This window comes from uncultured Thiodictyon sp. (genome assembly GCF_903828115.1).
Taxonomy (GTDB): Bacteria; Pseudomonadota; Gammaproteobacteria; order Chromatiales; family Chromatiaceae; genus Thiodictyon.
The window spans coordinates 1-22,120 of the sequence record NZ_CAIKKU010000093.1; the positions used below are offsets into that span (position 1 = coordinate 1).

A 22,120-nucleotide genomic window follows, 5' to 3' on the forward strand; every position below is an offset into this window, starting at 1 on the left:
GCTTTACCGTGAAAGTCCCCTGCGTAGCCAGGCCATCCTGGCCTGGCCAGGCTGGAGCAGTCAGGGCTGGAAGCCCTGACTACGCAGGCTCGCTCGCCAGCGATCGGCATGACTTTCATCTGCCGGGGTGGCGCGGGCGCCATGGCCGTTAGCCGGACCAGGGCTGCTGATCTGCGATGTCGACCGGCTGCAGCCTCGACCTCCTGTCTTCCTGCGGCTGGAACGATGATCAAGGCCGGGCAGCGACTGGTCAAGAGCGCGAGGTCAAACCACAAACTGCGCCACTCCTGCGCCGAACGACCAGTCAATATCATGGTTCTCAGTAATCGTAATCAGCACATTGGCGGGCGGTATGCCGGGATTGGTGGCCAGGTTTGCCACAACCTGTTGGTAGAATGCCTGTTTGGCCTTGTTCGAGCGCCCGGCGCGCATGACCAGGTGCATCATCACCCGGTCGCCCGTACGCTCCTGCAATTGCAGGCACTCCGGTTCGAGTTGGTGGATAAGCTGGTAACGGTCATCCCCGGGGAAGTCCATGGTCGCGATGACGGCGGCATTGACGGCATCCCCGACCGCCTTGATATAGTCCGGGGATTTGCCTTTCAGGATGGAAATGGTAACCAGGGGCATAGTGGTGCTCTGTATCTGGGTGGACGGCGCCTTCGGCGCCTCGGTTGGAGCGGCGCAGGGTCAAAGGCGAATGCAGGTCAGTCGGGTTGTCGTCGGCTCCGGCCGACGAGGCGGGTTTGCCGTTCAAGACACGGGAGATCCGTGACTTATAGGCGGCGATTTTACCCCGCGTACCGCGTAGGCGCCACGGCCAGGCTGCTTCCGGTCCATTTCTCGTCCAAACTCTTACACGTTTCGCGCTCGACCCGGGCGGACTTGCTTTCTGAGAGGGGATCGCTGCCCCGCCTTCGCCCGGGGTCGACAGTGCTGCCGCAATTGCGCTGGTGATTCCGTCGGATCCTGCTTGGGCGTCCCCACTCCTGACGAAGGCGTTTTGAGTCGGCCTTGAGCCGGGATCGCCCCCCATTGCGGGGGTGTTGTCCCTGCACGGGCGGGGTTCTGTGCATGGTCAGGATGCTGTGTCGATGTGGTTCTTGCGTGTATCAACGTGTTATAACTATGCCAGCCGTAGCGTTCGGGCGGCCGACACAGATGGTGCGCGAACGGGGGGCTGAACGGGTCGCCGGCGCAGTGTGTGCCGGCCTTGCGCCTGCTGGCCTGATGGCGCGCGCGAGAAGAATTATGGGTGAGGTTGCCGAAATGGCGGCAAGACGGAGTAAAGAGTAATGCTCGGACTGACCTTGCGGGAAGAATTTCGGGGTAAACGCCTGAAAGGGACGGCCATCGAGCTGTCCAACGACTCCAACACCGGCGCGACCCAAGTCGCGGCCAAGTCGTTTCTCGACATCACCTATCCGACCCATGACCTGCTCAAGGCTATCGAGGCGGTGGGTCCGAACCAGGGCCGCCCGGTCGTGGTCATCGGCGAGCGTGGTCTCGGTAAGTCGCACCTGCTGGCCGCCCTCTACCACGCCGTCAACGACACCGCCTCGACCAGCGCCTGGCTGCAATCCTGGGCGAACACGCTCAACAAGCCGGAGATCGCCCAGATCGCCTTGCGCAACAAGATGTTGGTGATCGGCGAGACCCTGCATCGTCACCGCCACAAGTTTCTCTGGGACCTCCTGTTCGAGCGGCATCCCCACGGTACCTACATCAAGGGCAAGTGGGAGGGCATGGGCGCGGCCAAGACCGACATCCCTTCAGACCGGCTGATCGTCGAACTGCTCGAAAACAGGCCCACGATGCTGCTGCTGGACGAGTTCCAGACCTGGTTTGACACCCTGATCGACAGTAAGAGCATCCCGGGGAAGAGTTGGGCCTTCAACTTCATCCAGATTCTGTCGGAAATCGCCAAGGAGCGGCCCGACCTTCTCGTCCTCGTCATCTCGGTCCGCAATGGCAGCAGCGACGCCTATCAGCAGGTGCACCGCGTCAATCCGGTCCCCATCGACTTCATGGCGGGCGGTAACCCCGAGCGGGTCCAACAGGACCGTCGCCGGATGTTGCTGCACCGGCTCTTCGAGAATCGCCTGCAGATCGGCAAGGCCGAGATCGAGGGCCTGGTGGCGCCGCACGTCGCGGAATATCTCCGTCTGATGGCAGTGCCGCCATCGGAGCACGAGCGCAAGAGTCGCGAGTTTCTGACCGCCTGGCCCTTTGCCCCCCACCTGCTGCGCCTGCTCGAAGACCAGGTCCTGATCGCGACCGACGCGCAGGAGACGCGCGACATGATTCGCATCCTGGCCAATCTCTACAAGAGTCGCGGTCAGGCGTCACCGGTGCTGACGGCCGCGGATTTCCGGTTGGACGACGATGCCTCCGGCATCGGTGCCCTGCTGGACTCCGTGTCGAACGAACATCACCGCCGGCTAAGGGCCAAGGCCCAACAGAACATCCTCTCGGTCACCGCGGCCGTCCGCGATCATGCCAAGGTCGCACCCCATTTGCAGGCAATCCTGGGTGCGCTGTGGCTAAGGTCCATCGCCGTCGGTAACCTGGCCGGCGCCGAGCCGGCCACCCTGCAGGCCGACATCACGCATGACAAGCCAATCGACGACAACGCCTTCCAGGTCGAATTGGCGACCATCATCGAAAATGGCTTCAACATCCATCCGGACGGACCCAAGCTCGTCTTTCGCGAAGAGGAGAACCCGCAGGCCAAGCTGATGGCCTGCGCGCGCAACGACAAGCTGTTCGCCGACGGTTCCGATCTGGCGCAACTCGCCCGCGAGACCCGCTATGTCATCGGCGGCACCGAGGAGGTCGCCAAGACCTTCCGGGTAATTGCCCTGCCCAAGACCTGGCAAACCGACCCCTGGACGGCGCTGGACGAGAGCGAGCGGCCGGAGCGCTGGGATGACCGCCTGCCCATCCTGGTGCTGCCCGAAGAGCCGGACAACCTCGATCAGCGTCTCGGCACCTGGCTCAAAGACCAGTTGCAGAAGCGCCGCAATACCATCCGCTTCCTGCTCCCACGTTCCGGCTCGGGCAATGCCTTTCTCGATCGCGATCTGTTGATCCTCGCTCGTATGGAGATGAAGGCCCAGGAGTGGAGTGGCCAGAGTCCCGACTACAGAAAGCTCCATACCAAGTACCAGGGTGAGTTGCGCGATCATCTCAAGAAACGGTTCGACCGCTTTGCCGTGCTCCAGTGCTGGGACTACGTCACCCCAAGCCAGTGCCGCTTCAGCATCGAGGCCCTCAAGAAGCAAGGGGGTCAGATCCCGGAGGCCATCGAAGAGGGACTGGTCAACGACCTCTTCGTACCGGAAGACTTTGCTGACCTCGTGCTGGAGGCCGCCGCGGCTAACTCCAGTGTGGGCAAGCTGCTGGGCGAGTTGCAGGAGCCCCGTCCGGGCGGCCAGTTTTGCATCCCCTGGCTGGGCGAGACGCTCATGAAGGAACGCATCCTGCGGCTCTGCGCGCAAGGCAGGATCGCCATCAATCTCCGCGGCCTCGAATACCTGCAAACACATCCGGGCGAAGACGAAGACACGGCCTGGCGGCGACTGCGGCCCAAGCTCTCGATTACGGGCCGCCAGCTCAACGAGGTCTTCCTCATGGAACCCTCGGCCGTTCCGAGTACCGGTGGCAGCGCCCCGCCCGAGCCGCAACCGGCCGGTGGGGCTGGCGACGGTGGCCAGCCGGGCGGGGACACCACAACACCGACACCGCATCCCGATGACACCGAACTCCCAACGGGTGGTCAAACCACGCCCAGCGGTGGCGGCATCTTTGGCGGCGGATCCTCTGGCGGCCCTAAGCCGCGGGTTACGCTGAGCAACCCGCCCACCTCACCCCTGAACCTCATCGGCAAGTTGGAAAGCTGGGGCATCGGCCCGGCGACGCCGGTCGCGGAGGTGTCGATCAAGTTGTCCACCGCCACCGGCGCCCAACTCAAAGAACTGCTGAAGAAGCTGCCGGATGGCCTGACCTTTGAGCTAAGCCTGGAGAAAGAGGAGAATCCCTCGTGACGCTCGTCATCGAGCCCTTTGTAAGAGCCATCGCCCGTCTGGACGAAGGTCTGGCGCGCTATCTGCGGGAGACCTCGGATTTGCAGATTCGCGACGGACTCATCCAGCGCTTTGAATTCACCTACGAGCTGAGTCACAAAACGCTCAAACGGTACCTGGAGGAGACCTCCGCGTCGCCCGCGCAATACGACGGCATGTCGTTTGCCGACCTGATACGGAGTGCGAATGAGGCCGGTCTGTTATTGAGCGACTGGCCGGCGTGGCGAGGTTTCCGGGAAATGCGTAATCAAACGAGCCATGCCTACGATGAAGCCGTCGCCCAGAAGGTCGTCGCCGGCATTCCGGCCTTTCTCGGCGAGGTGATCCACCTGCGCGATCGGCTAACTGAGCGCCTGACGGAGTCAGGATCATGACGCCGTCGCCCCCCATCGCGGTTCGGCCCGAGGAATGGTTGATCCTCACCGATATCCTGGATCGGCATGTCCCTCGCTGCGAGGTATGGGCCTTCGGTTCCCGCGCTCGGGGGGCGGCTAAACCCTATTCCGATCTGGACCTGGCCATCGTCGCCGAACCCGGTCTAGGGCTTGAGCGGCTGGCCGAGATACGGGAGGCCCTGTCCGACTCCGACCTACCCTGGAAGGTCGACCTGATCGACTGGGCCAACACGGGTGAGGAGTTTCGCCGCTTGATCGCAGCCCACAAAGTGCTCGTCAAATCCAGGGAGGCGTCATGAGCCTTGATGCAAACCTGCTGTCCCGGCTCGCTCGCGGGACCCCGGCGGAGGCTTGGCGGCTCATCATCGACCAGGCGGTCGAGATCGCATCCCGGCCGCTGACCGAAGGCAAAGCGGCCAGTGAGGTGACGAGGCGTGATCGCGAGATCGGCGTGCTCGACCACTTTCTATCCTCCAGCGGATGGGATCTTTGGCAGGTATTTGGCGACCCAAGCCTCAGTGGGGTCGAGCGCACCGCTGATCGACTCGTGCGCTGGTGGGCCGAACCCGCCTCTGGGGGCGGGGGTGCCAAGGCCGTGCTGATCCTTGATGGGCTCTCGCTGCGCGAACTCCCCTGGCTGATCCAGGGTGCGCAGGCGCGCGGCTTCACCCTGCACCAGGTCGCAGCCACTGCCTCAGAGCTTCCCGGCGAGACCAACGCATTCGCCCAGGCACTCGGTTTCAGCAGCCGCAGTCAATTGCAGAACAACGGCGGCGGCAACAATCACAAGCTGCATCCCACCCACACCGAATGCGTCGACCTGCCCTGGCGGGACTGTGCGGGGTTGATCGACAGTCAGCCGAACTGGGTCTTCTGGCATCACTGGCCGGATAGCAAGATTCACGATGGGGCCGGCGCTGGTCAGGGACTCGACACCCTGGCCCGAGACGCCGCCCAGCAACTCACCAGTGACGACTTCTGGCTTTTCATCGAGCGATTGGCCCAGGGGCGACGATTGGTCATCACCTCAGACCACGGTTATGCTGCGACCGGTACCTTTCCCGACGCGGATGGCGAGGTCGGCCAGTTCCTCAAGGCGACCTTCGCCAGTGGACGCAGCCTCGCCGGAAGCGCAGACCCCGGACCCTTCGTGCCGCCAGTAGCGCTCCAGGTCGACAGCCCCCAGGGTCCCCATCTCCTGGCCCTTGGCCGAAGGAAATGGAAAAGCCAAGGCGGTTACCCGACCCTGACGCACGGGGGCCTGTCGCTGCTGGAGGTCCTGTCGCCCTTCGTCGAGATCGGCCGGAACTAGGCCGTGCCCAAGCTCTATGACTATTTCGGTCTGATCGTGATGTTCTACGCCAATGAGCATGAGCCCATTCATGTCCATGGCAAGTTTCAGGGACGTGAAACCCGGGCGGAACTCATCGTGGTCGATGGTGTCGTGACAGACATCCGTTATACCGTAATGACAGGGCGCGCACCCCTGGTACTCGGTGAACTGCGTTACTTCGAGGAAATCGTGGCCGCTCGCGCGGATGACATTGTGGCGAAATGGATTGACTTTTTCGTGCTCCATAAGCCGATCAAGCCGGAGCGCATTACCCGGAGACTGAAATGATCATCAACATCATTGCTGCTGACCTGGTCGGGGACTACAGAATTCGTCTCGGGTTTGATGACGGCACGGAGCAGACGGTGGATTTCCGCCCATTTCTGACGGGCTCGCTGCACCCCGACATCCGGCGCTGGCTGGACCCCGCGCAGTTTTCCGATTTCCGAATTGCATATGGAGAACTGGTCTGGGGCGATTATGACCTGTGCTTTCCGGTCATCGACCTCTACCGGAATGACCTGGAACACCGTTACCCCATGGAGACCGCGGCCTGATGGCTACCAAGAAAGAGATCCTCGCACAACAAGTCGCCCGGGCAGTGGGTGCAGGCAAGATCGTTGCGCTGGAAACCGTCGATTTCAACGACCCCAACCGTCCGAAGACCTGTCTGGAGGTGGATTTTCCGATCCTGCCGGTGAATCAGGTGGCGATCATCGAGGGTAACGCCGGCAAGCCCATCTATCAGATGTCGAAATGGTGGGCACGGCGGCGCTCCAGCGTCTTTCGCTCCATGCTGATTGCGGCGGCCACCAAAGCCCCGGATGACCCCTCGCACGCCGCCAAGCTGGTGTGGGACAACTACTACGCCAATCACCAGAGGAAGGGTGCATTCAGCCACCTCAAGGTCGCTGACATCTTCATGGGCGGCGGGACCACGTTGGTCGAGGGCTCACGGCTCGGGATGCAGATGATCGGCAACGACCTGAACCCAGTCGCCTGGTTTGTCGTCAAGCAGGAGTTGGCCAATGTCGACCTGGATGAGGTGAAGCGGCTGCTCGCCGACATCGAGGCCGAGGTCAAGCCGCAGATCATGCCTTACTACTACTGCGACGGACCCAATGGCGAGAAGGGCCAGTGGACCCACCTGCCGACCGGTCGGGTCGAGGGCGATGGGTTCGATCCGCTGGCACTGACCCCAGAACAGCGGCGCGAGTACAGCTACGAAGGGCCGGAGATCATTTATGCCTTTTGGGCGAAGCACGGACCTTGTCAGGTAACCGGATGCGGTCATCGCACGCCGATCATGGCCAGTCCACTGATGGCGGTAAAGACGCTCAGCGTCAAACACTGGGAGCATAGCTGCAGCAAGTGCTGTCGGCGTTTCCACGTAGAAGGAGAGGCTGTGCGTATGGCACCCGACGTGCGACTTTACGTTGCCCCTTCAGAGCAACCGTACTCAGTGCTTGACCGCAAGAAAGGTGTCGTGTGCCCGCACTGCGGACACACGGAGTTAGTGAAGCTCGGCAAAGGGAAAAATAAGAAAGTAGCTCTCAGCCTTCTGGTACACCCGTACTGGCTCTCGGGCAGCTCAAAGCAAGATAAATGCGGTCTGCCATTTGGTGGATCAGCTCAAGACGATGCAGCGTCGTCGGCACGCTGGAATCAAGAAAGGGCATCAAGGATTCGGCTCCTTGAGGTACGAGGCGAACTTCCCGATGAAGTCACCTGTTCAGAAACATCGGTGTCGTTCAAATCTGGCAGTGCTGGGGGCAACGTTCCAAGACGTTCGACATTTACGTGTGCTGCGTGTGGTACGACGCAGGACGTTCTTGCGACAATGACAGCATTCGGTAAGTCAGGACCCATGGCACTATATGCGCTGCAGGGATACTCGACAAAACTAGCAAAAACCGGAGGCGCATACGGAGGACGTTTTTTTCTCGCTGCCGATCATTCTGTATCCTCCCAGTTTGATGCAGCACATAGGGAATGGGAAGCGCGGAGGAATGCTGATCTCGCCGACTACTGGCCGCGTGAAGCCTTACCGGAAGGTTTCAAGACCAGTTATCAGCGGATTCCAGAGCACGGATACCCTCATTTTTTTGAAATGTTTAACCCACGCCAGCTTCTAGTACATTCCCAATTGCTCAAGGCCATCCTGACGGTGAATCCCGATTGCCATAGGTGGGAAACGCGGGAATTCGTACTCGGATCATTCCAGCAGTATCTACGCAACCAGTGTATGTTTTCCTTTTGGCACATGAAGCTTGACAAGCTAGCGCCATCAATGTCAAATAACAATTATCATCCGAAGACGAATGTTGTCGAGGTAGGCGTTTTTTCTCCGATGGGTTACGGCCCATGGAGTTCGACCACGGATGTAATGTATAAAGGTCTAGCTTGGAAAAATGATCCTTGGGAGCTTGTTTCGACTGCGTACCTGAGAAAAACTCATGCCTCCCTCGCAGATCAGCTTACAGGGATGAGCGAGAAGGTTTATCCTGGAGACTTAATGACGGGAGCCGATGTACTTCGAGCATCCGCAACGGAACTCGCGTGCTATGACTCGGAATCAATTGACTTAGTTATCACTGACCCTCCTTTTGGAAACAATATTCAATACTCGGAACTAGCGGATTTCTTTTATGTCTGGTTAAGAATGGCTCTACGAGCACGGTATCCGAATAATTTTGACTCGGAGCACACGCCAAAGGCTATGGAGGTGGTGACGAATCCTGTTAGGGAAAAAGATGATCCAGATGAATTTTATTCCCGCCTTCTCACCGCCGCTTGGAAGGAGGCTTTCCGTATTCTCAAGAAAGGCGGTATCTTAGCATTTACTTTCCACCATAGCGAAGATGAGCCGTGGGCAGCGGTGCTTGAGTCGCTTTTTGATGCTGGCTTCTACTTAGAAACTGCATATCCAATTAGAAGTGACGAAACGAAAGGAGAGGGAGCAAAGCCGGGCACCTTTGGCTCGCAACTGATTGAATATGATATTATTCTGCCGCAAGCGAACCGAAGAGCCCACGCCGGTAAGCTGGGGCCGGATGCGCCGCGAAGTCCTGGCCGACGTGCGGCAACTGCAAGTCCTTCTGACCAATCACGCTCAGGCTGGTTTGCCGGCGGCAGACCTCCAGGTGATCCGGCGCGGCAAGGCGCTGGAATATTTCTCGCGTCATTACGGCAAGGTCTATGTCGATGAAGGGCGGCCGATCTCGGTCAAAGATGCGCTGGTCGGCATCAACCAGCTCATGGACGAGGATGCGGACAAGGGCAAGGAACCGCCACCGGTCAACGCCGAGCCCATCACCCGCCAGTTCCTGCGCACCTTCGGCAACGTCAACGAGATCAAGCGCGACCAACTACAGAAATTCCTCAAAGGCTCCATCACCACACCTGACGAGTTCGTTCAGCGTGGCTGGTGCAGCGAGAAGAACAAGGTCTACACCCGCGCGAACCCGCTGGATTTCGCCCGCGACTGGTCCGGCAAGCACAAGCACAGACTCACCGCCGACCTGGATCAGGCGCTGGTGCTGGTCGGGGCCTGCTTCGACGGCAGCGGCATCAACGCCTCCGACACGCTGAAGAACGAGAACTTCAAGCCGCATGTGGCCCTCAAGCCGCTGCTGGATTGGCTGATCAAACAGGGCCCGGACCAATCCACCCGCAATGCCGCGACCCGCGCCGCCGTAATCTACAACGCCTGGGCGGCAACCCAGGCCGTCAAACCCCGACAGGGCACTCTCTTTGCGAACGAGGATTACTCATGATCGACTTGACCGAATGGATCAGCATCGACCCCGATATCCGCGGCGGCAAGCCCTGCATTCGCGGTACCCGCATCACGGTCTACGACATCCTGGAATACCTGGCCGGCGGCATGACCGAGGCGGAGCTGCTGGCAGATTTCCCGAGCCTCAAACCCGAGCATGTGCGGGCCGTGCTGATGTTTGCGGCGCAGCGCGAACGCCGTCTCTCGGTGAGCCTGCCTTATGAAATTGCTGCTTGATGATCAATGGTCGCATCCATGACTCCTGACTCGCTGACGCTCGACGCGGCAAGGCGTTTTCTCGATACGCTGGACGATCTGGCTTATGACGTCTTGTTGGAGACCGGCATCCATATGCAGCCCTTACCCCTGTGGCAAGACGATTGGGACGTCCCTGAGACCTTTCCGAATCCGGGTTTGATCGCGGCCATCCGGCGCGAGGGGGTATCGTTGTGACACCTTATGCTGATTTGGAACTCGAAGCCATGCTGACCGATCTCGAATCGGATCGGGTCGAGCGCAAGGAGTCGTTTAAGGGCAAGGCGCCGGACACGGTGCGCGAGGCTGTCTGTGCCTTCGCCAACGATCTGGCTGGACACGGCACGCCGGGGGTCGTGTTCATCGGCGCGCGAGATGACGGCACGCCGCTCGGACTGGATGTTTCGGACGAGTTCTTGCGGCAGCTGGCGGACATCAAGACCGACGGCAACATCGCGCCGCCGCCCACCCTGTTGGTGGAGAAGCGGCACCTGTGTGGGCATGATCTCGCGGTCATCACGGTTTGGCCTTGTGATACACCGCCGGCGCGTTGCCGCGGCCGGGTTCATGTGCGCTGGGGACCGCGGCGGGGATTGGCCAGTGCTCAGGATGAGCGCATCCTAAACGAGCGCCGCCGACATCGTGATCGCCCGTTCGACGTGCAACCGGTCCCTTCGGCAAGCATCGACGATCTGGACCGTCTGCGCTTCGAGCAGGAGTATCTGCCCTCGGCCGTTGCGCCGGACGTTCTGATGTTCAATGAGCGGGACCTCGGGCAGCGCCTTGCTGCCACCAAGATGATTCTGTCCGATGTCGAGCCCATCCCGACGGTATTGGGTCTGCTGATCGTCGGCAAGAGTCCTATGGATTGGCTGCCCGGCGCCTACACGCAGTTCCTGCGCGTCGCTGGGGTCGACTTAGCCGACCCGGTGCAAGACGAGGCCCTGATCGATGGTACGGTCGCCGATCAGATTCTTCGCCTGGAGGATAAGCTGAACGCGCATAACGTCCAGGGCGTCCGCTTCGGGGATGTAGCGCGCGAATCGCGTGAGGCGGCGTATCCGCTCGACGCGCTTCGCCAATTGGTTCGCAACGCGCTGATGCACCGGACCTATGAGTCCACACATTCGCCGGTCAGGGTCTACTGGTTCGATGATCGAATCGAGATCCACAACCCTGGCGGTCCATTCGGCAGCGTGACACCAGAGAATTTCGGCCGGCCTGGCGTGACCGACTATCGCAATCCGAATCTGGCGGAGGCCTTGCGGGCGCTCGGTTATGTACAGCGGTTCGGCGCCGGTATCAGCATCGCCCGGCGATTGCTTGGCGAACGGTTGTGTTTTGAGGTACAGCCTGGCTTTGTCGCGGCCATCGTGAGGGATAGCAGGTGATCACCATCGCCTTTTTCAACAACAAGGGCGGCGTCGGTAAGACCTCGCTGGTCTACCACCTGGCCAGGATGTTCGGGGAGTTGGGCTGTCGGGTCTTGGCCGCCGATCTCGATCCCCAGGCGAATCTGTCCATTATGGCCCTCAACGAGGAGCGGTTGGAGGAACTGTGGCCCGATAATGAGCATCCAGAAACCATTTACGGGGCTGTGCAACCGCTCTTTGGCGGGACCGGGGATATCCGCGATGCGCATGTAGAACCGGTCACTGAGCGCGTTGCGCTGCTGGTTGGCGACTTGGCGTTGGCGCGGCTCGAAGACGATTTGTCTACAGAATGGCCGCGGTGTCTGGAAGGAAGGGAGCGCGCGTTCCGTGTGACCTCCGCCTTTTGGCGCTTGATCGATAGGGCGGCACGGGGCTATGAGGCGGAGGTCGTTCTAATCGACGTCGGACCCAACCTCGGTGCCATCAATCGCGCCGCCCTCATCGCGGCCAGTCATGTGGTCGTGCCGGTCGCGCCGGACCTGTTCTCGCTGCAAGGCCTGAAGAACCTGGGGCCGGTCTTGCGCCAATGGCGTGAGACCTGGCGCCAGTCCTATGCTAAATCACCCCTCAAAGGTGTCGCTTTGCCCCTGGGTGAGATGACGCCGATCGGCTACGTACTGATGCAGCACGCCGAGCGTCTCGGGCGACCTACCAAGGCTTATGAACGGTGGCACGCGCGTATACCAGGGGTTTATCGCGAGTCGGTGCTCGGCGAGGACGCATCTTTCGCTATTGCTCCCACAGCACCCGCTGGTGATCAGATAACCCGCATCAAACACTACCGCAGCCTGATGCCCCTGGCGATGGATGCACGCAAACCGATGTTTCTGCTTAAGCCGGCGGACGGTGCAATCGGAGCCCATCAGACGAATGTGCTGCAGTGCTATAGGGACTTCCTGACCCTTGCCGAGGAGGTTGCCCGGCGCACGGGATTACAGTGGAGCATCAGCCCATGAGACAGACCCTCGATACCGTCTGGCAACGCCGCGGCACCAGTTGGATCTGGGACGAGGAGGCGCGCAATCAGGTTTGCAAGGCCCGCGAGGTATGGAGTCTGCGTCAGTTCCTACGTGCCGTGAGCCACTGGCCTGAAGACCTGCCGAGCAACGACAACAGCACCCTCGTGGTCGCGGGACTGGAGGGCTGCCTCGACCTGCTGACGCCCGAGGACGCCGAGCTCTGGCTCAGCGATGTCATCAAAGACGCCATCCTGTCGTTCCAGTCCCACTACGAGGGAGAGGTGGCCCTGATCTTTTGGCTACCCTCAGGCCAGGGACGGATCAAGGTCAATCCGGCCACCGAGGCGGTAACCTGGCGCTGTGCCGCCCCGCACGGCCAAGAAACCCTGGATTTCGGTCGCGTCCTGTGGGGCGAGGCGCTCGATTATCCGCAGGAGGTCCTGCTGCGCGAGGGCGCCAAGCCGGCTGGGCTGTTCCACCTGCGCATCACCTGAGCCCCACGCTTGGAAGCGGAAATCGAAACCCAGTTTCAACCCGGCGACCGGATACTCCATTATGAGTATGGACAAGGCGTCGTCCTTGACCCCGTTCACGATGGTTACCTGCGTGCCTTTTTCAGTACCTGGACTTTGAGGTCTTCGGTTCCGAGGGTGATATCACCGACCGCAGGACCAACGCCTTCGCCAAGCATGACCGGCTGATCGCCAGCATCGATACCTTGAAACGTCCCGCCCGGATCAAGCGACTGCTGGACGCCCCCCGCTGGGACCTGGTGGTGTTCGATGAGGCGCATCATCTGGCCGCCTACCGGATGGGCGGCAAGGTCCGCAAGACCGAGAACTACAAGCTGGCCGAGGCGCTGAAGGATCATTCGCGCGACCTGCTGCTGCTCTCCGCCACGCCCCACCAGGGCAACCACTTCCAGTTCTGGATGCTGGCCCAGCTCCTGAATCCGACGCTATTTGGCAGTCCGGAGGAGATGCTCGAAAACCGGCATCGCCTGAACACCGTCATGTTCCGGCGGACCAAGGCCGACGCTTGCCAACCGGATGGTTCACCGCTGTTCGCACGTCGTTGGGTCCACACCGAATCCTTCCTGATGGGTGCGCAGGAACGCCTCTTTTACGAACGGTTGCGCGAGTACCTGCAGGACGGCTTCGATCTTGCGCGCCGCCAGGGCAACAAGGGCCGTGTCCTGGGCTTTCTGATGGCCATCTTCCAGAAGATTGCGGCCTCCAGTTTCTCCGCCGTGCGACGGACCCTGAAGCGCCGGCTGCTGATGCTCACGCTGCATGAGGCATTTCTGCGCGATCAGGACCTCGACATCGAGGGCCGGGAGCGCCTGCTCACTGAGGCCCGTGAGCTGATCCACGAGGAGTTCGGGATCACTTGCGATGCCATCGGCCGCAGCGAGGTGGATCGTGTACTGGCCGATCTGAAGTACCGGCTGGTCAAGAAGCTGGACGAGGAGGCGTTGGAGATGGCCTCCGACCCCTACGGCAGCGAGTATTCATCGACGCATGCCGAGGAGGCGGCATCTGCGGTGGTGGACCTGCATCTGCCCGAGGAGCGGATGCGGATCGGCGACTTGCTGCGGATTTTCCCGCAGCAGTGTGAGACCAAGGCCCAAAAGCTGATCGACGGCCTGGGGACCCTGTGGCGGCAGAACCCGAACGAGAAGATCGTCGTGTTCGCGACTTATCTGGGCACGGTGGACCTGATCGCCCGTGAGATCGACCGGACCTTCCCGGGCCAGGGCGTGGTGGTGCTGCGCGGCGGCGATCATGGGGCCAAGGTGGCAGCCGAGCGCCGCTTTCGCCAGAGGGACGGCCCGCGTGTCCTGGTCTGCACCGCAGCGGGGCGTGAGGGGATCAACCTGCAATTCGCCCGCATCTTGTTCAATTTCGACCTGCCATGGAACCCGATGGATGTGGAGCAGAGGATCGGTCGCATTCACCGCTACGGTCAGAACTTCACCGCGCAGGTTTACAACCTGGTACTTTCAGACACCATTGAAGGGCGCATCTTCCTGCTGCTGGATGAAAAGCTGACGGAGATCGCGCGCACGGTCGGCAAGGTGGATGAGCAAGGCAACATCGCCGAGGACCTGCGGGCACAAATCCTGGGACAGCTCTCCGAGCGGCTCAACTACGACCGCCTGTATCAGGAGGCCCTGTCCGATCCCGAGCTGAAGCGCACCCAGGTGGAGCTTGAGGCCGCTTTGTCCAACTCGCGTGAGGCGAGGCAGGTGGTGTTCGATCTGTTCCAGGACCTTGAAGGATTCAGCCTGGACGACTACAAACCCTTCTCCGACGTCTCGTCGAGTCTGGAGCGGCTGGTCCGGTTCCTGTCCGCCGCGGTCGCGGATCCTGGGCAGCGGCTGGTCAAGGTCGACGAGGAGACCTACGACCTGGTGAAGGCCGGGGGCACGCGCCGCGTGAGGTTCACGCTGAACCGTGACCTTGCCACCGAGCGGGACGACCTGGAGCTGATGGGTCTGGATCACCCCTTGGTGCGGGAGGAGCTTGGCCGCTGGCGGAGCCTGCCGCCCGAGGAGATCGGCGTCGCCGTCGCGGGCGACCTGGATTCAACGGTGTTGCTGTCCCTGTGGATGGTTGAGACATCCGCAGGTCATGGAGAGCGCCGCGTCCTGATCCAGCCAATCGCCGTCAAGCCGGACGGTACCCGGGTTCCGGCAGTCGAGCGCCAGTGCGAAGCCTGGCTGCTCGCCACGGACGCCGCACCGGTATTCCAGCCGGATGAGCGGATCGACCTGTTCACGCGCATCGTTGAGCCGACCCTGCAACGGGAGCTCAGGCACAAGGGCGCGGCGAATGGCGATGGCAGCTACTCGGCGGAACTCATTGGTTACGTGGAGATCGTTGGTCAGGGCACGGCATCGAGGACCCGCTGAATCCCGCTGCCGATCCGCGGTCCCCCGCCGCGCGGGTTAGCATGTGGATCGAGGGGGCGGCAGCGCTTTCCAGACGCCGGTGCGGCCAGCGGACGGGCCCGTCCCAGCACGCCCGGACCGGACCCCTGGGGTCGGCGCCAGCCCGGCCGCGCCGCCCTGCGATCCAGTCGGCCTTGCCTTAAGGGGACCTGCGAACGTGATTGCCGTCTTTGCCGTCTTCACCGGCGCCGGTCTGGGCGCCCTGCTGCGTTGGGGCCTGGGTCTGCGCCTGAATTCGCTCTTTCCCACCTTGCCCTTGGGGACCTTGGCGGCCAACCTGCTGGGCGGCCTGCTGGTCGGGTTCGCCGTGGCCTGGCTCGGCCGTCATCCGGGCCTGCCGCCGGAACTGCGGCTCTTCTTCATCACCGGCTTTCTCGGCGGTCTCACCACCTTTTCGACCCCACATCGTGGCGCAGGGTCTGAACCTCTTTTATCTGCGGGTGCCGGTGGACTTCGGGCAGACGTCTTGAAACCTGATCTGTCGCCGGTTAACTTGCTCGCCTTCTGCTCCCGGTTGGCGTCCACCTGAGGGGGGGCATCAGCTGCCTTCCGGCGCCGTCAAATATCTTGTCGTCTCCGCCAGGAGTATGTCGGCTCGCTCGATCATCTCCCGGACTTCTTCCTGCGTCAGCACGGCATCAATGCCGTAATCCCCGATTTGGCGCTTATCGAAGGCGTCCAGCAGCCAGCGGTGGTAGCGCGGGTCGAGGTCGCCGGTTTGGTCACGCCGCCACGGCCTCTGCACGCGCATTGACCAGGAAGGCGGTCCGGCGCTCCTTCCAGTCGGCCTGAGAGACAAAAACCCTGCTAATCGTAACCCCATGCTCCAGCGACAGCCGCGAGGCCAGATGACCGGTGCGGTCAATCTCGGCGCCGTAGTGGTCGATCCGATCCAGGACGACGAGGACGTCCAGGTCGGATTCAGGCTGAGCCTGACCGCGGGCGTAGGAGCCGAACAGAAAGAGCCCTTTCAGCCTGGGGCCATAGATCGCCGCCAGTCCGCTTCGCAGGTCCAGACGCAGCTTGGTGCTCAGGTCATTCATCTGTGGTGGATCCCGCCGACAAGGCAGGTTGCGGGTGGGCCAAGTCTTCCGCCGATTCTACGACAGACCGGTGTCGGCAGGGGGCCTGTCTGACGGCCGTGGTCGGCCGTTCGTGGTTCGGCGGCGTCAGGCTCAGACGTTACGGTAAGGGGACTGCCGATTCGCGGTCGCCCGGTGGCGATCCCCGGCCGAGCGGGTTAGCATGTGGGTCGAGGGGACGGCAGCGCGCTCCAGGCGCCGGTGCGGCCGGCGGGTGCGCCAGTCCCAGCACGCCCGGACCCCTGGGGTCGGCGCCAGCCCGGCCGCGCCGCCCTGCGATCCCGTCGGCCATGCCTTGAGGGGACCTGAAAACGTGATTGCCGTCTTTGCCGTCTTCACCGGCGCCGGTCTGGGCGCCCTGCTGCGCTGGGGCCTGGGTTTGCGGCTCAATGGGGTCTTTCCCACCTTGCCCTTGGGGACCCTGGCGGCGAACCTGCTGGGCGGGCTGCTGGTCGGGTTCGCGGTGGCCTGGCTCAGCCGTCATCCGGGCCTGCCGCCGGAGCTGCGGCTCTTCTTCATCACCGGCTTTCTCGGCGGTCTCACCACCTTTTCGACCTTCTCGGCGGAGGTGGTCGCCCTGCTGGCCCGGGGCGAATATGGCTGGGGCCTGGCTGCCGCGGGCTCGCACCTGGCCGGCTCATTCGCGCTGACGGCGCTCGGGATGGCCCTGGCCAACCTGATCATGCTCCGGTCCTGACGCTTGCCCTTAACCATATAATCCACAGATGGACACAGATGAACACAGATGTTCTTTGAATTGTCATGCGCTTATCGCTGCTGTCACAGTCACCCGCAAGGTGAGCCCATGACCAAGCGTAAGCCAGTGAATCATCTGTGTTCATCTGTGTTCATCTGTGGATGACTGCTATGGTATCGGCCGCCGCGGACCCTGACGAACCAATAGGAAACCCATCATGACCGGCTGCTTTCTCAAGTTCTATGTGGCGGAGAAGCGCCGCCACCGCCATCGTTTGGCCTATGAATGGCTGCTGGAGGAGGCGAAGACGCTCGGCCTGCACGGCGGCTCGGCCTTCCGCGCCCTGGCCGGCTACGGGCGCCATGGGCGGCTGCACGAGGAGCAATTCTTCGAGCTGGCCGGGGACCTGCCGGTGGAGGTGGGATTTGTCGTCACGGCGGACGAGGCGGACCGCTTTCTCGCCCACATCGTGGCGCAGGGTCTGAACCTCTTTTATCTGCGGGTGCCGGTGGACTTCGGTTTCACCGATGGGGCGGCGTCATGATCCGTCCGAGCGCGCGCCTGCTCTGGTCGGTGCTGGGCGTCGGCTGTCTGGCGCTCGTGGTCGGCAGCCTGATCCTCACCGCTTGGATGGATCTGCGCCCCTGCGCCCTGTGCATCTTCCAACGCCTGCTGTTCATTATCCTGGGCCTGCTCGCCCTGGCGGCGGCCGGGCTCGAGCCGCGGCGCGCGGCCCTGGTCCCGGGGCTGCTCGCGCTGTCCTGCGCGCTGGACGGGATCGGGATCAGCGCCTACCAGGTGTGGCTGCAACTCCAACCGTCGGACAGCGCCTCCTGCGGCGGTGGGCCGCTGGGCTTCATCGACCCGGTGGTCGACTGGTTGGGTGAACGCCTGCCGACGCTGTTCCTGGCTACCGGGTTCTGTGACGAGGCCGGGCCGCCGATCCTCGGGCTCGGCCTGGCGCAGTGGGCTCTGATCGGCTTCAGCGCCTGTCTGGTCGTCGCGCTCTGGGCCATCGTGTCGGGTCGGCGCCGCCCCGCACCCGGTGCCTGAGCCGATGTCCAACCCCGAACCAAGACGCGCCGCGGCCCTGACCACCCTCTGGCGCGGCCTGCGCTACCTCGAGCATGTGACGACCGGGGTGCTGATCCTCGGCTGGGTCCGCCTGGTCTCCCGGGCCGAGACGCGCCCCGCCTGGTTGCCCGCGCTCGTGCAGTGGTGGTACCGGCGGGCCTGCCGGGCACTGGGGGTGCGGGTGGAGGTCGCGGGAACGCTTGCGCCGCGCTGTCTCCTGGTCTGCAATCACATCACCTGGCTGGACGTGCTGGTACTGGGCGCCCAGGGGCATCTGGGCTTCCTGTCCAAGTCCGAGGTCCGTCATTGGCCCGTGATCGGCTGGATGTCGGCCGTGGTCGGCACCCTCTTCATCGCGCGCGGTGCCAACCAGGTCGGCGCGGTCACCACGGAGATTGGCGCACGCATCGCCCGCGGCGGTACCTTCGTGATCTTCCCCGAGGGCACCACCACCGACGGGGCCGGGGTGGCCCGTTTCTATCCCCCCCTCTTCGCTATCGCCCTGCAACCGGGCCTGGGGGTCCAGCCGGTTGCACTCTGCTATCGCTGCACCGACGCGCCCCCGCCCGATCGCAGTATCGCCTATGTGGGTGACCAGACCTTGGCCGCCAATCTCTGGGGCGTCCTGCGCCACCCGGGCCTGGCCGCCAGGGTGCAGTTCCTCGCGCCGATCCACCCGGGACCGGGGGCCGGACCGCGCTCCCTGTCCGGCCAGGCCAGGTTGGCCATCCTGTCCGCACTCGGGCTGCCGGAGACGGCCGGGCGGCGCGGGCGACCGCGACCGGCGCGTCCGGGCTGAGAGTCTGGTATCACCTGACGCAATAGCTCGGACTATATGGCGTAGGGTGCGCCGTGCGCACCTTGAGGGGCTGCGGTTGATCGCCGCGGCCACGGTTTCGGTCGGCGCCGTGGTGCGCACGGCGCACCCTACGGTTGCGGAGTGGTCAATGGTCCGAGCATTTCCATCCCTTATTTTTCAGGATTTACGCGACTCCGGGCGTCCGGGATCGCGGAATGCTCTGCGCGTAAATCCTGAATCTGGATGCGCCCATCCGGTTGCGGGTCGATGGGGCTGGCGGTGCGAAAGGCCTCGATGACCATGTCGGAGATCAGGCGCCCCGTCATCACCTGATGGTCCATGGCCTTGAGCATGGTGTAACCATCGCCGCCCGCGGCCAGGTAGTCCGAGGTGACGACGCGATAGCGCCGCGCCGGATCGATAGGTGCGCCGGCCAGGGTGGCGGAGGCCAAATGCCCTCCGGCGATGACATAGCGCAGCCCAGAGACCTGCAGGAAGCCCCCGGGGTTGTCCTGCGGGTCCAGGGCGGCGCTGCGCTCAAGGGCGGCGAGCAATTGCTCACCGCTCAGATCGCCGACGACCAGTTCATTGCGGAAGGGCAAGGCCTGGTAGATCGCCTTGAGGGTGACCGGCCCCGCCGGGATGCCGGCGCGAAAGCCGCCGCCGTTGAACAGGGCGACCTCGGTCAGGGTGATCTCCCGCGCCAGGTCGGCGACGAAGTCGCCGAAGGGGGCCTCGCCCCGGCGGATCAACTCACGCTGGGCGCTCAGTTCCCGGGTGCTGGTGCCGACCTGGTGGTCGAGTTCCAGGTCCGCCTGCGCGGCGATGCGCCGGACCTCGGCTGCCATCTGCGCGTCATCGGGGCTCGCGGTGGTGATCGGGATGACCTGGTAACCGGTGCGGGCCAGGTGTCCGTCGCGGCAGGCGAAGTCCATGCGCCCCAGCCAGCCGCCCCGCTCGCCGACCTGGACGATGGCGGTCTCGCCCTCCAGCACCGGCCCGGTATAGAGATTGTGGTTGTGGCCGCCCACGATCAGGTCGATTCCGGGGACGGTGCGGGCGAGGCGGCGGTCGTCCGCAATCCCCATGTGCGACAGAGCGACCATCAGGTCGGCCCCCTCACGCAGGCCGGGCACCAGGCGCCCGGCGGCGGCCACCGGCTCTTCTACGCTCAGGCCGGTCATGTTGCGCGGGTGGGTGGCGGTGGCCAGTTCCGGGGAAGTAAGCCCCAGCACTGCCACGCGCAGTGCGCCCGCCCCCGGCGCCACCGGTCGCTCGATGACCACCTGGGGCCGCACCGGCAGCGGCTCCGGGTTGGATTCCACGTTGGCGGTCAGGATCGGGAAGGGGGCCTGCGCGCCCAGGCGGCGAAAGGTGTCCTGCCCATAGTCCAGTTCGTGATTGCCCATCACCATGGCGTCCACCCCCATGCGCCCGAAGAGCGCGAGGTCCGGCGCGCCCAGAAAGAGGCTGGAGGTCAGGGTGCCTTGCAGCAGGTCGCCGGCGAACAGCAGCAGTACCGGGCGGCCCGGGTGACCGGCCTGGACCTGCGCCCGAAGGTCCGCGATGGTGCCGGCGAGGTGGGCGATGCCGCCGCGTTCGACCTGCTCCCGGGGGTCCGTGTAGGACTCCAGTTGACCGTGGAAATCGTTGAAATGCAGCAGGGTGAGACCCCCGCCGGGCGGGCAGACCGCCCCGGCCTGGGGCGCGATGAGGGACGCGAGCAGGGGCCAGGAGGGCAACGACAGGGACCGCGGTAAAGACATCTGGGCACCTTGGAAACGTGGGAGAGGCCTGACCCGTCGCTGGTCAGGTCGGGCACCAGCCCTGCGGCCGGTGCCCTTGCGCACCTGGTTACGGGGTGGGCTATGTTAGCTTTTCGACGCGGTCCGACAAAAGGTCGTCGACCGGCGTGGGGCAGCCCCATGGCAGGAAGCGTCCGAAAATGCGTGTTCAGCCGCGGATGATCCTGGGCCGCGTGAGTCCGCGAATGACCGCGAAACACGGCGAAGGGCTACGCAAGTCTTCGGAAGCGTTCGGGAAAGCGCGCATAACATCCTGACGAAAAATGCTTTATTTGTTCGTTGTCGGTCTTGCGGCGGGGACTTGATGCCGGACTTCAACCAAGTCCCGCGGCGACTGGTCCAATGATTGCATAATGTGACTCACGTCACACTTTCAATCGGAATTGCCATGGACACCACCGGAATCGACACCGCCCCCGGCGCCGAGTTGCTGGCGCTCCAGCAAGTTGCCCGCATCGTGTCCCGCGGGGACGACGCCGAGTCACGCATCCAGGACATCCTGCGCCACCTGGCCGGTTCCCCCGGGCTGGTGCGCGGCCGCGTCATGCTGGCGGACCCGTCCGCGGGCGAGATCTATATCCGCTACGCCCACGGCCTGACCCCGGCCGAGCTGGAGCGCGGCCGTTACCGCATCGGTGAAGGCGTGTCCGGGCGGGTCTTTCAGACCGGCGAGGCCGCGCTGGTCGCCAATGTGCACGACGAACCCGGCTATCTGGCCCGCGCCGTGGCCCGGGACTCGCTGCCGCCCGAGCAGATCGCCTTTCTCGCCGTGCCCATCGTGCGCGACCACCTGCCGGTCGGGGTCCTGGCCGCCCACCGGCTGCGCAATCACGAGCGCTCGGCCCAGTGCGACCTTGCACTGATGGAGGTCATCGCGACCCTGATTGCCCAAATCCTGTGCACCGATCCGCAGGCCCGGCCCTGGGCCGTGCCCCTGCTGCCAGAGCCCCGGTCGGCGCGCCCCCCGGTCAGTCCGGGTGCCGCGGACCCGGACAGCGCCGGCCGCGACCTGATGGCGCGGATGGCCGCGCAGCGCCACGCGCAGGGTCGGCTGCACCAGGCGGCCGACCTGTATCTCAAGGTCGTGGGGCAGTATCACGGGAGCGAGCAGGCCCTGCTCGCCAAGTCCAAGCTGTTGGAGATCGCCGGTTATTACGAGGGCCGGGGCGCTACCCGGCTGGCTGCCGATGTGCTGGATCGGCTGCAGCGGGCGCTCGAGGAGGGCGGCGGTGGTCCGGACGGTGGTCGGGGGCTCGACTCCTGGGGCGACCGGGGGGGCGCGACCACCGACTGGGACTCCTTCGGCGACTCCGGGGGCTCCGGCGGCATTGCGGCGCGGATTCGGTAACGCGGGTCCCCGGCTCGGGTGCGATCAGAACTGATGTGCTGACCGAGATCCCGGGTACGCTGTCCCGGTCGTTGTCGTGGTCGTTGTCGTTGTCGTAATCGAACAATCCGATCACGACAACGAC

24 protein-coding genes are annotated in these 22,120 nt (G+C 63.5%); 20 read left to right on the forward strand and 4 right to left on the reverse strand.

The features are described 5' to 3' along the window. Positions 1–264: 264 nt before the first annotated feature. A complete protein-coding gene (locus tag QZY48_RS03265; RefSeq protein WP_295427661.1) occupies positions 265–630 on the reverse strand; it encodes a tautomerase family protein in 366 nt (121 codons plus the stop codon). Positions 631–1,295: 665 nt separating this feature from the next. On the opposite strand from QZY48_RS03265, the gene QZY48_RS03270 reads away from it, so the two are divergent. The 15 genes from QZY48_RS03270 to QZY48_RS03340 all read left to right on the forward strand — a co-directional run bounded on the left by QZY48_RS03270 (position 1,296) and on the right by QZY48_RS03340 (position 15,720). Beyond that, positions 1,296–4,046, forward strand: coding sequence for a DUF499 domain-containing protein (locus tag QZY48_RS03270; RefSeq protein ID WP_295427663.1), 2,751 nt, complete (start codon positions 1,296–1,298; stop codon positions 4,044–4,046). Beyond that, positions 4,043–4,459 carry a nucleotidyltransferase substrate binding protein gene (locus QZY48_RS03275; protein WP_295427666.1) on the forward strand — a complete coding sequence of 139 codons (417 nt, stop codon included), beginning with the start codon at positions 4,043–4,045 and terminating at the stop codon, positions 4,457–4,459. Before QZY48_RS03270 ends, QZY48_RS03275 begins: the two co-directional genes overlap by 4 nt. Further along, a complete protein-coding gene (locus tag QZY48_RS03280; RefSeq protein WP_295427669.1) occupies positions 4,456–4,779 on the forward strand; it encodes a nucleotidyltransferase family protein in 324 nt (107 codons plus the stop codon). Before QZY48_RS03275 ends, QZY48_RS03280 begins: the two co-directional genes overlap by 4 nt. Then, entirely contained in the window at positions 4,776–5,792 is a 1,017-nt protein-coding gene (locus QZY48_RS03285; RefSeq protein ID WP_295427671.1) for a hypothetical protein, read from the forward strand. Before QZY48_RS03280 ends, QZY48_RS03285 begins: the two co-directional genes overlap by 4 nt. A gap of 3 nt (positions 5,793–5,795) precedes the next feature. Continuing rightward, a complete protein-coding gene (locus tag QZY48_RS03290) occupies positions 5,796–6,101 on the forward strand; it encodes a DUF4160 domain-containing protein (RefSeq protein ID WP_295427674.1) in 306 nt (101 codons plus the stop codon). Further along, complete coding sequence (locus tag QZY48_RS03295) at positions 6,098–6,370, forward strand: DUF2442 domain-containing protein (protein ID WP_295427676.1); 273 nt, start codon at positions 6,098–6,100, stop codon at positions 6,368–6,370. Before QZY48_RS03290 ends, QZY48_RS03295 begins: the two co-directional genes overlap by 4 nt. After that, a complete protein-coding gene (locus QZY48_RS03300; protein WP_295427679.1) occupies positions 6,370–9,021 on the forward strand; it encodes a hypothetical protein in 2,652 nt (883 codons plus the stop codon). The genes QZY48_RS03295 and QZY48_RS03300 overlap by 1 nt, the downstream gene beginning before the upstream one ends. After that, positions 8,936–9,589 carry a hypothetical protein gene (locus QZY48_RS03305; protein ID WP_295427681.1) on the forward strand — a complete coding sequence of 218 codons (654 nt, stop codon included), beginning with the start codon at positions 8,936–8,938 and terminating at the stop codon, positions 9,587–9,589. The genes QZY48_RS03300 and QZY48_RS03305 overlap by 86 nt, the downstream gene beginning before the upstream one ends. Next, positions 9,589–9,828: a DUF433 domain-containing protein gene (locus QZY48_RS03310; RefSeq protein ID WP_295427715.1), complete on the forward strand. Its 240-nt coding sequence runs from the start codon at positions 9,589–9,591 to the stop codon at positions 9,826–9,828. Before QZY48_RS03305 ends, QZY48_RS03310 begins: the two co-directional genes overlap by 1 nt. An 18-nt stretch (positions 9,829–9,846) precedes the next feature. Beyond that, positions 9,847–10,044: a hypothetical protein gene (locus tag QZY48_RS03315; RefSeq protein ID WP_295427683.1), complete on the forward strand. Its 198-nt coding sequence runs from the start codon at positions 9,847–9,849 to the stop codon at positions 10,042–10,044. 29 nt (positions 10,045–10,073) lie between these two features. Further along, a complete protein-coding gene (locus QZY48_RS03320) occupies positions 10,074–11,237 on the forward strand; it encodes an ATP-binding protein (RefSeq protein ID WP_295427685.1) in 1,164 nt (387 codons plus the stop codon). Further along, the gene (locus tag QZY48_RS03325) at positions 11,234–12,235 is read left to right on the forward strand and encodes an AAA family ATPase (protein WP_295427688.1); all 1,002 of its coding nucleotides are present in this window, start codon (positions 11,234–11,236) and stop codon (positions 12,233–12,235) included. Before QZY48_RS03320 ends, QZY48_RS03325 begins: the two co-directional genes overlap by 4 nt. Further along, entirely contained in the window at positions 12,232–12,732 is a 501-nt protein-coding gene (locus QZY48_RS03330; RefSeq protein ID WP_295427691.1) for a hypothetical protein, read from the forward strand. Before QZY48_RS03325 ends, QZY48_RS03330 begins: the two co-directional genes overlap by 4 nt. Before the next feature lie 161 nt (positions 12,733–12,893). Continuing rightward, positions 12,894–15,152: a helicase-related protein gene (locus QZY48_RS03335; RefSeq protein WP_295427716.1), complete on the forward strand. Its 2,259-nt coding sequence runs from the start codon at positions 12,894–12,896 to the stop codon at positions 15,150–15,152. Between the two features lie 196 nt (positions 15,153–15,348). After that, positions 15,349–15,720, forward strand: coding sequence for a CrcB family protein (locus QZY48_RS03340; RefSeq protein WP_295427693.1), 372 nt, complete (start codon positions 15,349–15,351; stop codon positions 15,718–15,720). 9 nt (positions 15,721–15,729) lie between these two features. Here the strand turns inward: QZY48_RS03340 and QZY48_RS03345 are convergent, their stop codons facing one another. Together QZY48_RS03345 and QZY48_RS03350 are read right to left on the reverse strand one after the other, a co-directional pair. Further along, positions 15,730–15,936 (reverse strand): hypothetical protein, encoded by a 207-nt coding sequence (locus QZY48_RS03345; RefSeq protein ID WP_295427696.1) that lies wholly within the window; start codon positions 15,934–15,936, stop codon positions 15,730–15,732. Further along, the gene (locus tag QZY48_RS03350) at positions 15,914–16,234 is read right to left on the reverse strand and encodes a nucleotidyltransferase domain-containing protein (RefSeq protein WP_295427698.1); all 321 of its coding nucleotides are present in this window, start codon (positions 16,232–16,234) and stop codon (positions 15,914–15,916) included. The genes QZY48_RS03345 and QZY48_RS03350 overlap by 23 nt, the downstream gene beginning before the upstream one ends. Before the next feature lie 334 nt (positions 16,235–16,568). On the opposite strand from QZY48_RS03350, the gene crcB reads away from it, so the two are divergent. The 4 genes from crcB to QZY48_RS03370 all read left to right on the forward strand — a co-directional run bounded on the left by crcB (position 16,569) and on the right by QZY48_RS03370 (position 18,843). Then, on the forward strand, positions 16,569–16,970 hold the full coding sequence (crcB, locus tag QZY48_RS03355; RefSeq protein ID WP_295427701.1) for a fluoride efflux transporter CrcB: 402 nt from the start codon (positions 16,569–16,571) through the stop codon (positions 16,968–16,970). A gap of 217 nt (positions 16,971–17,187) precedes the next feature. Then, entirely contained in the window at positions 17,188–17,514 is a 327-nt protein-coding gene (locus QZY48_RS03360; protein ID WP_295427702.1) for a DUF190 domain-containing protein, read from the forward strand. Next, positions 17,511–18,023 carry a disulfide bond formation protein B gene (locus QZY48_RS03365; RefSeq protein ID WP_295427705.1) on the forward strand — a complete coding sequence of 171 codons (513 nt, stop codon included), beginning with the start codon at positions 17,511–17,513 and terminating at the stop codon, positions 18,021–18,023. Before QZY48_RS03360 ends, QZY48_RS03365 begins: the two co-directional genes overlap by 4 nt. A gap of 4 nt (positions 18,024–18,027) precedes the next feature. Further along, positions 18,028–18,843: a 1-acyl-sn-glycerol-3-phosphate acyltransferase gene (locus tag QZY48_RS03370; RefSeq protein WP_295427707.1), complete on the forward strand. Its 816-nt coding sequence runs from the start codon at positions 18,028–18,030 to the stop codon at positions 18,841–18,843. Between the two features lie 170 nt (positions 18,844–19,013). Here the strand turns inward: QZY48_RS03370 and QZY48_RS03375 are convergent, their stop codons facing one another. Beyond that, positions 19,014–20,609 (reverse strand): bifunctional UDP-sugar hydrolase/5'-nucleotidase, encoded by a 1,596-nt coding sequence (locus tag QZY48_RS03375; RefSeq protein ID WP_295427710.1) that lies wholly within the window; start codon positions 20,607–20,609, stop codon positions 19,014–19,016. 427 nt (positions 20,610–21,036) lie between these two features. Between QZY48_RS03375 and QZY48_RS03380 the strand changes: the two genes are divergently transcribed. Next, positions 21,037–21,996, forward strand: coding sequence for a GAF domain-containing protein (locus QZY48_RS03380; protein WP_295427713.1), 960 nt, complete (start codon positions 21,037–21,039; stop codon positions 21,994–21,996). Positions 21,997–22,120: the final 124 nt, after the last annotated feature.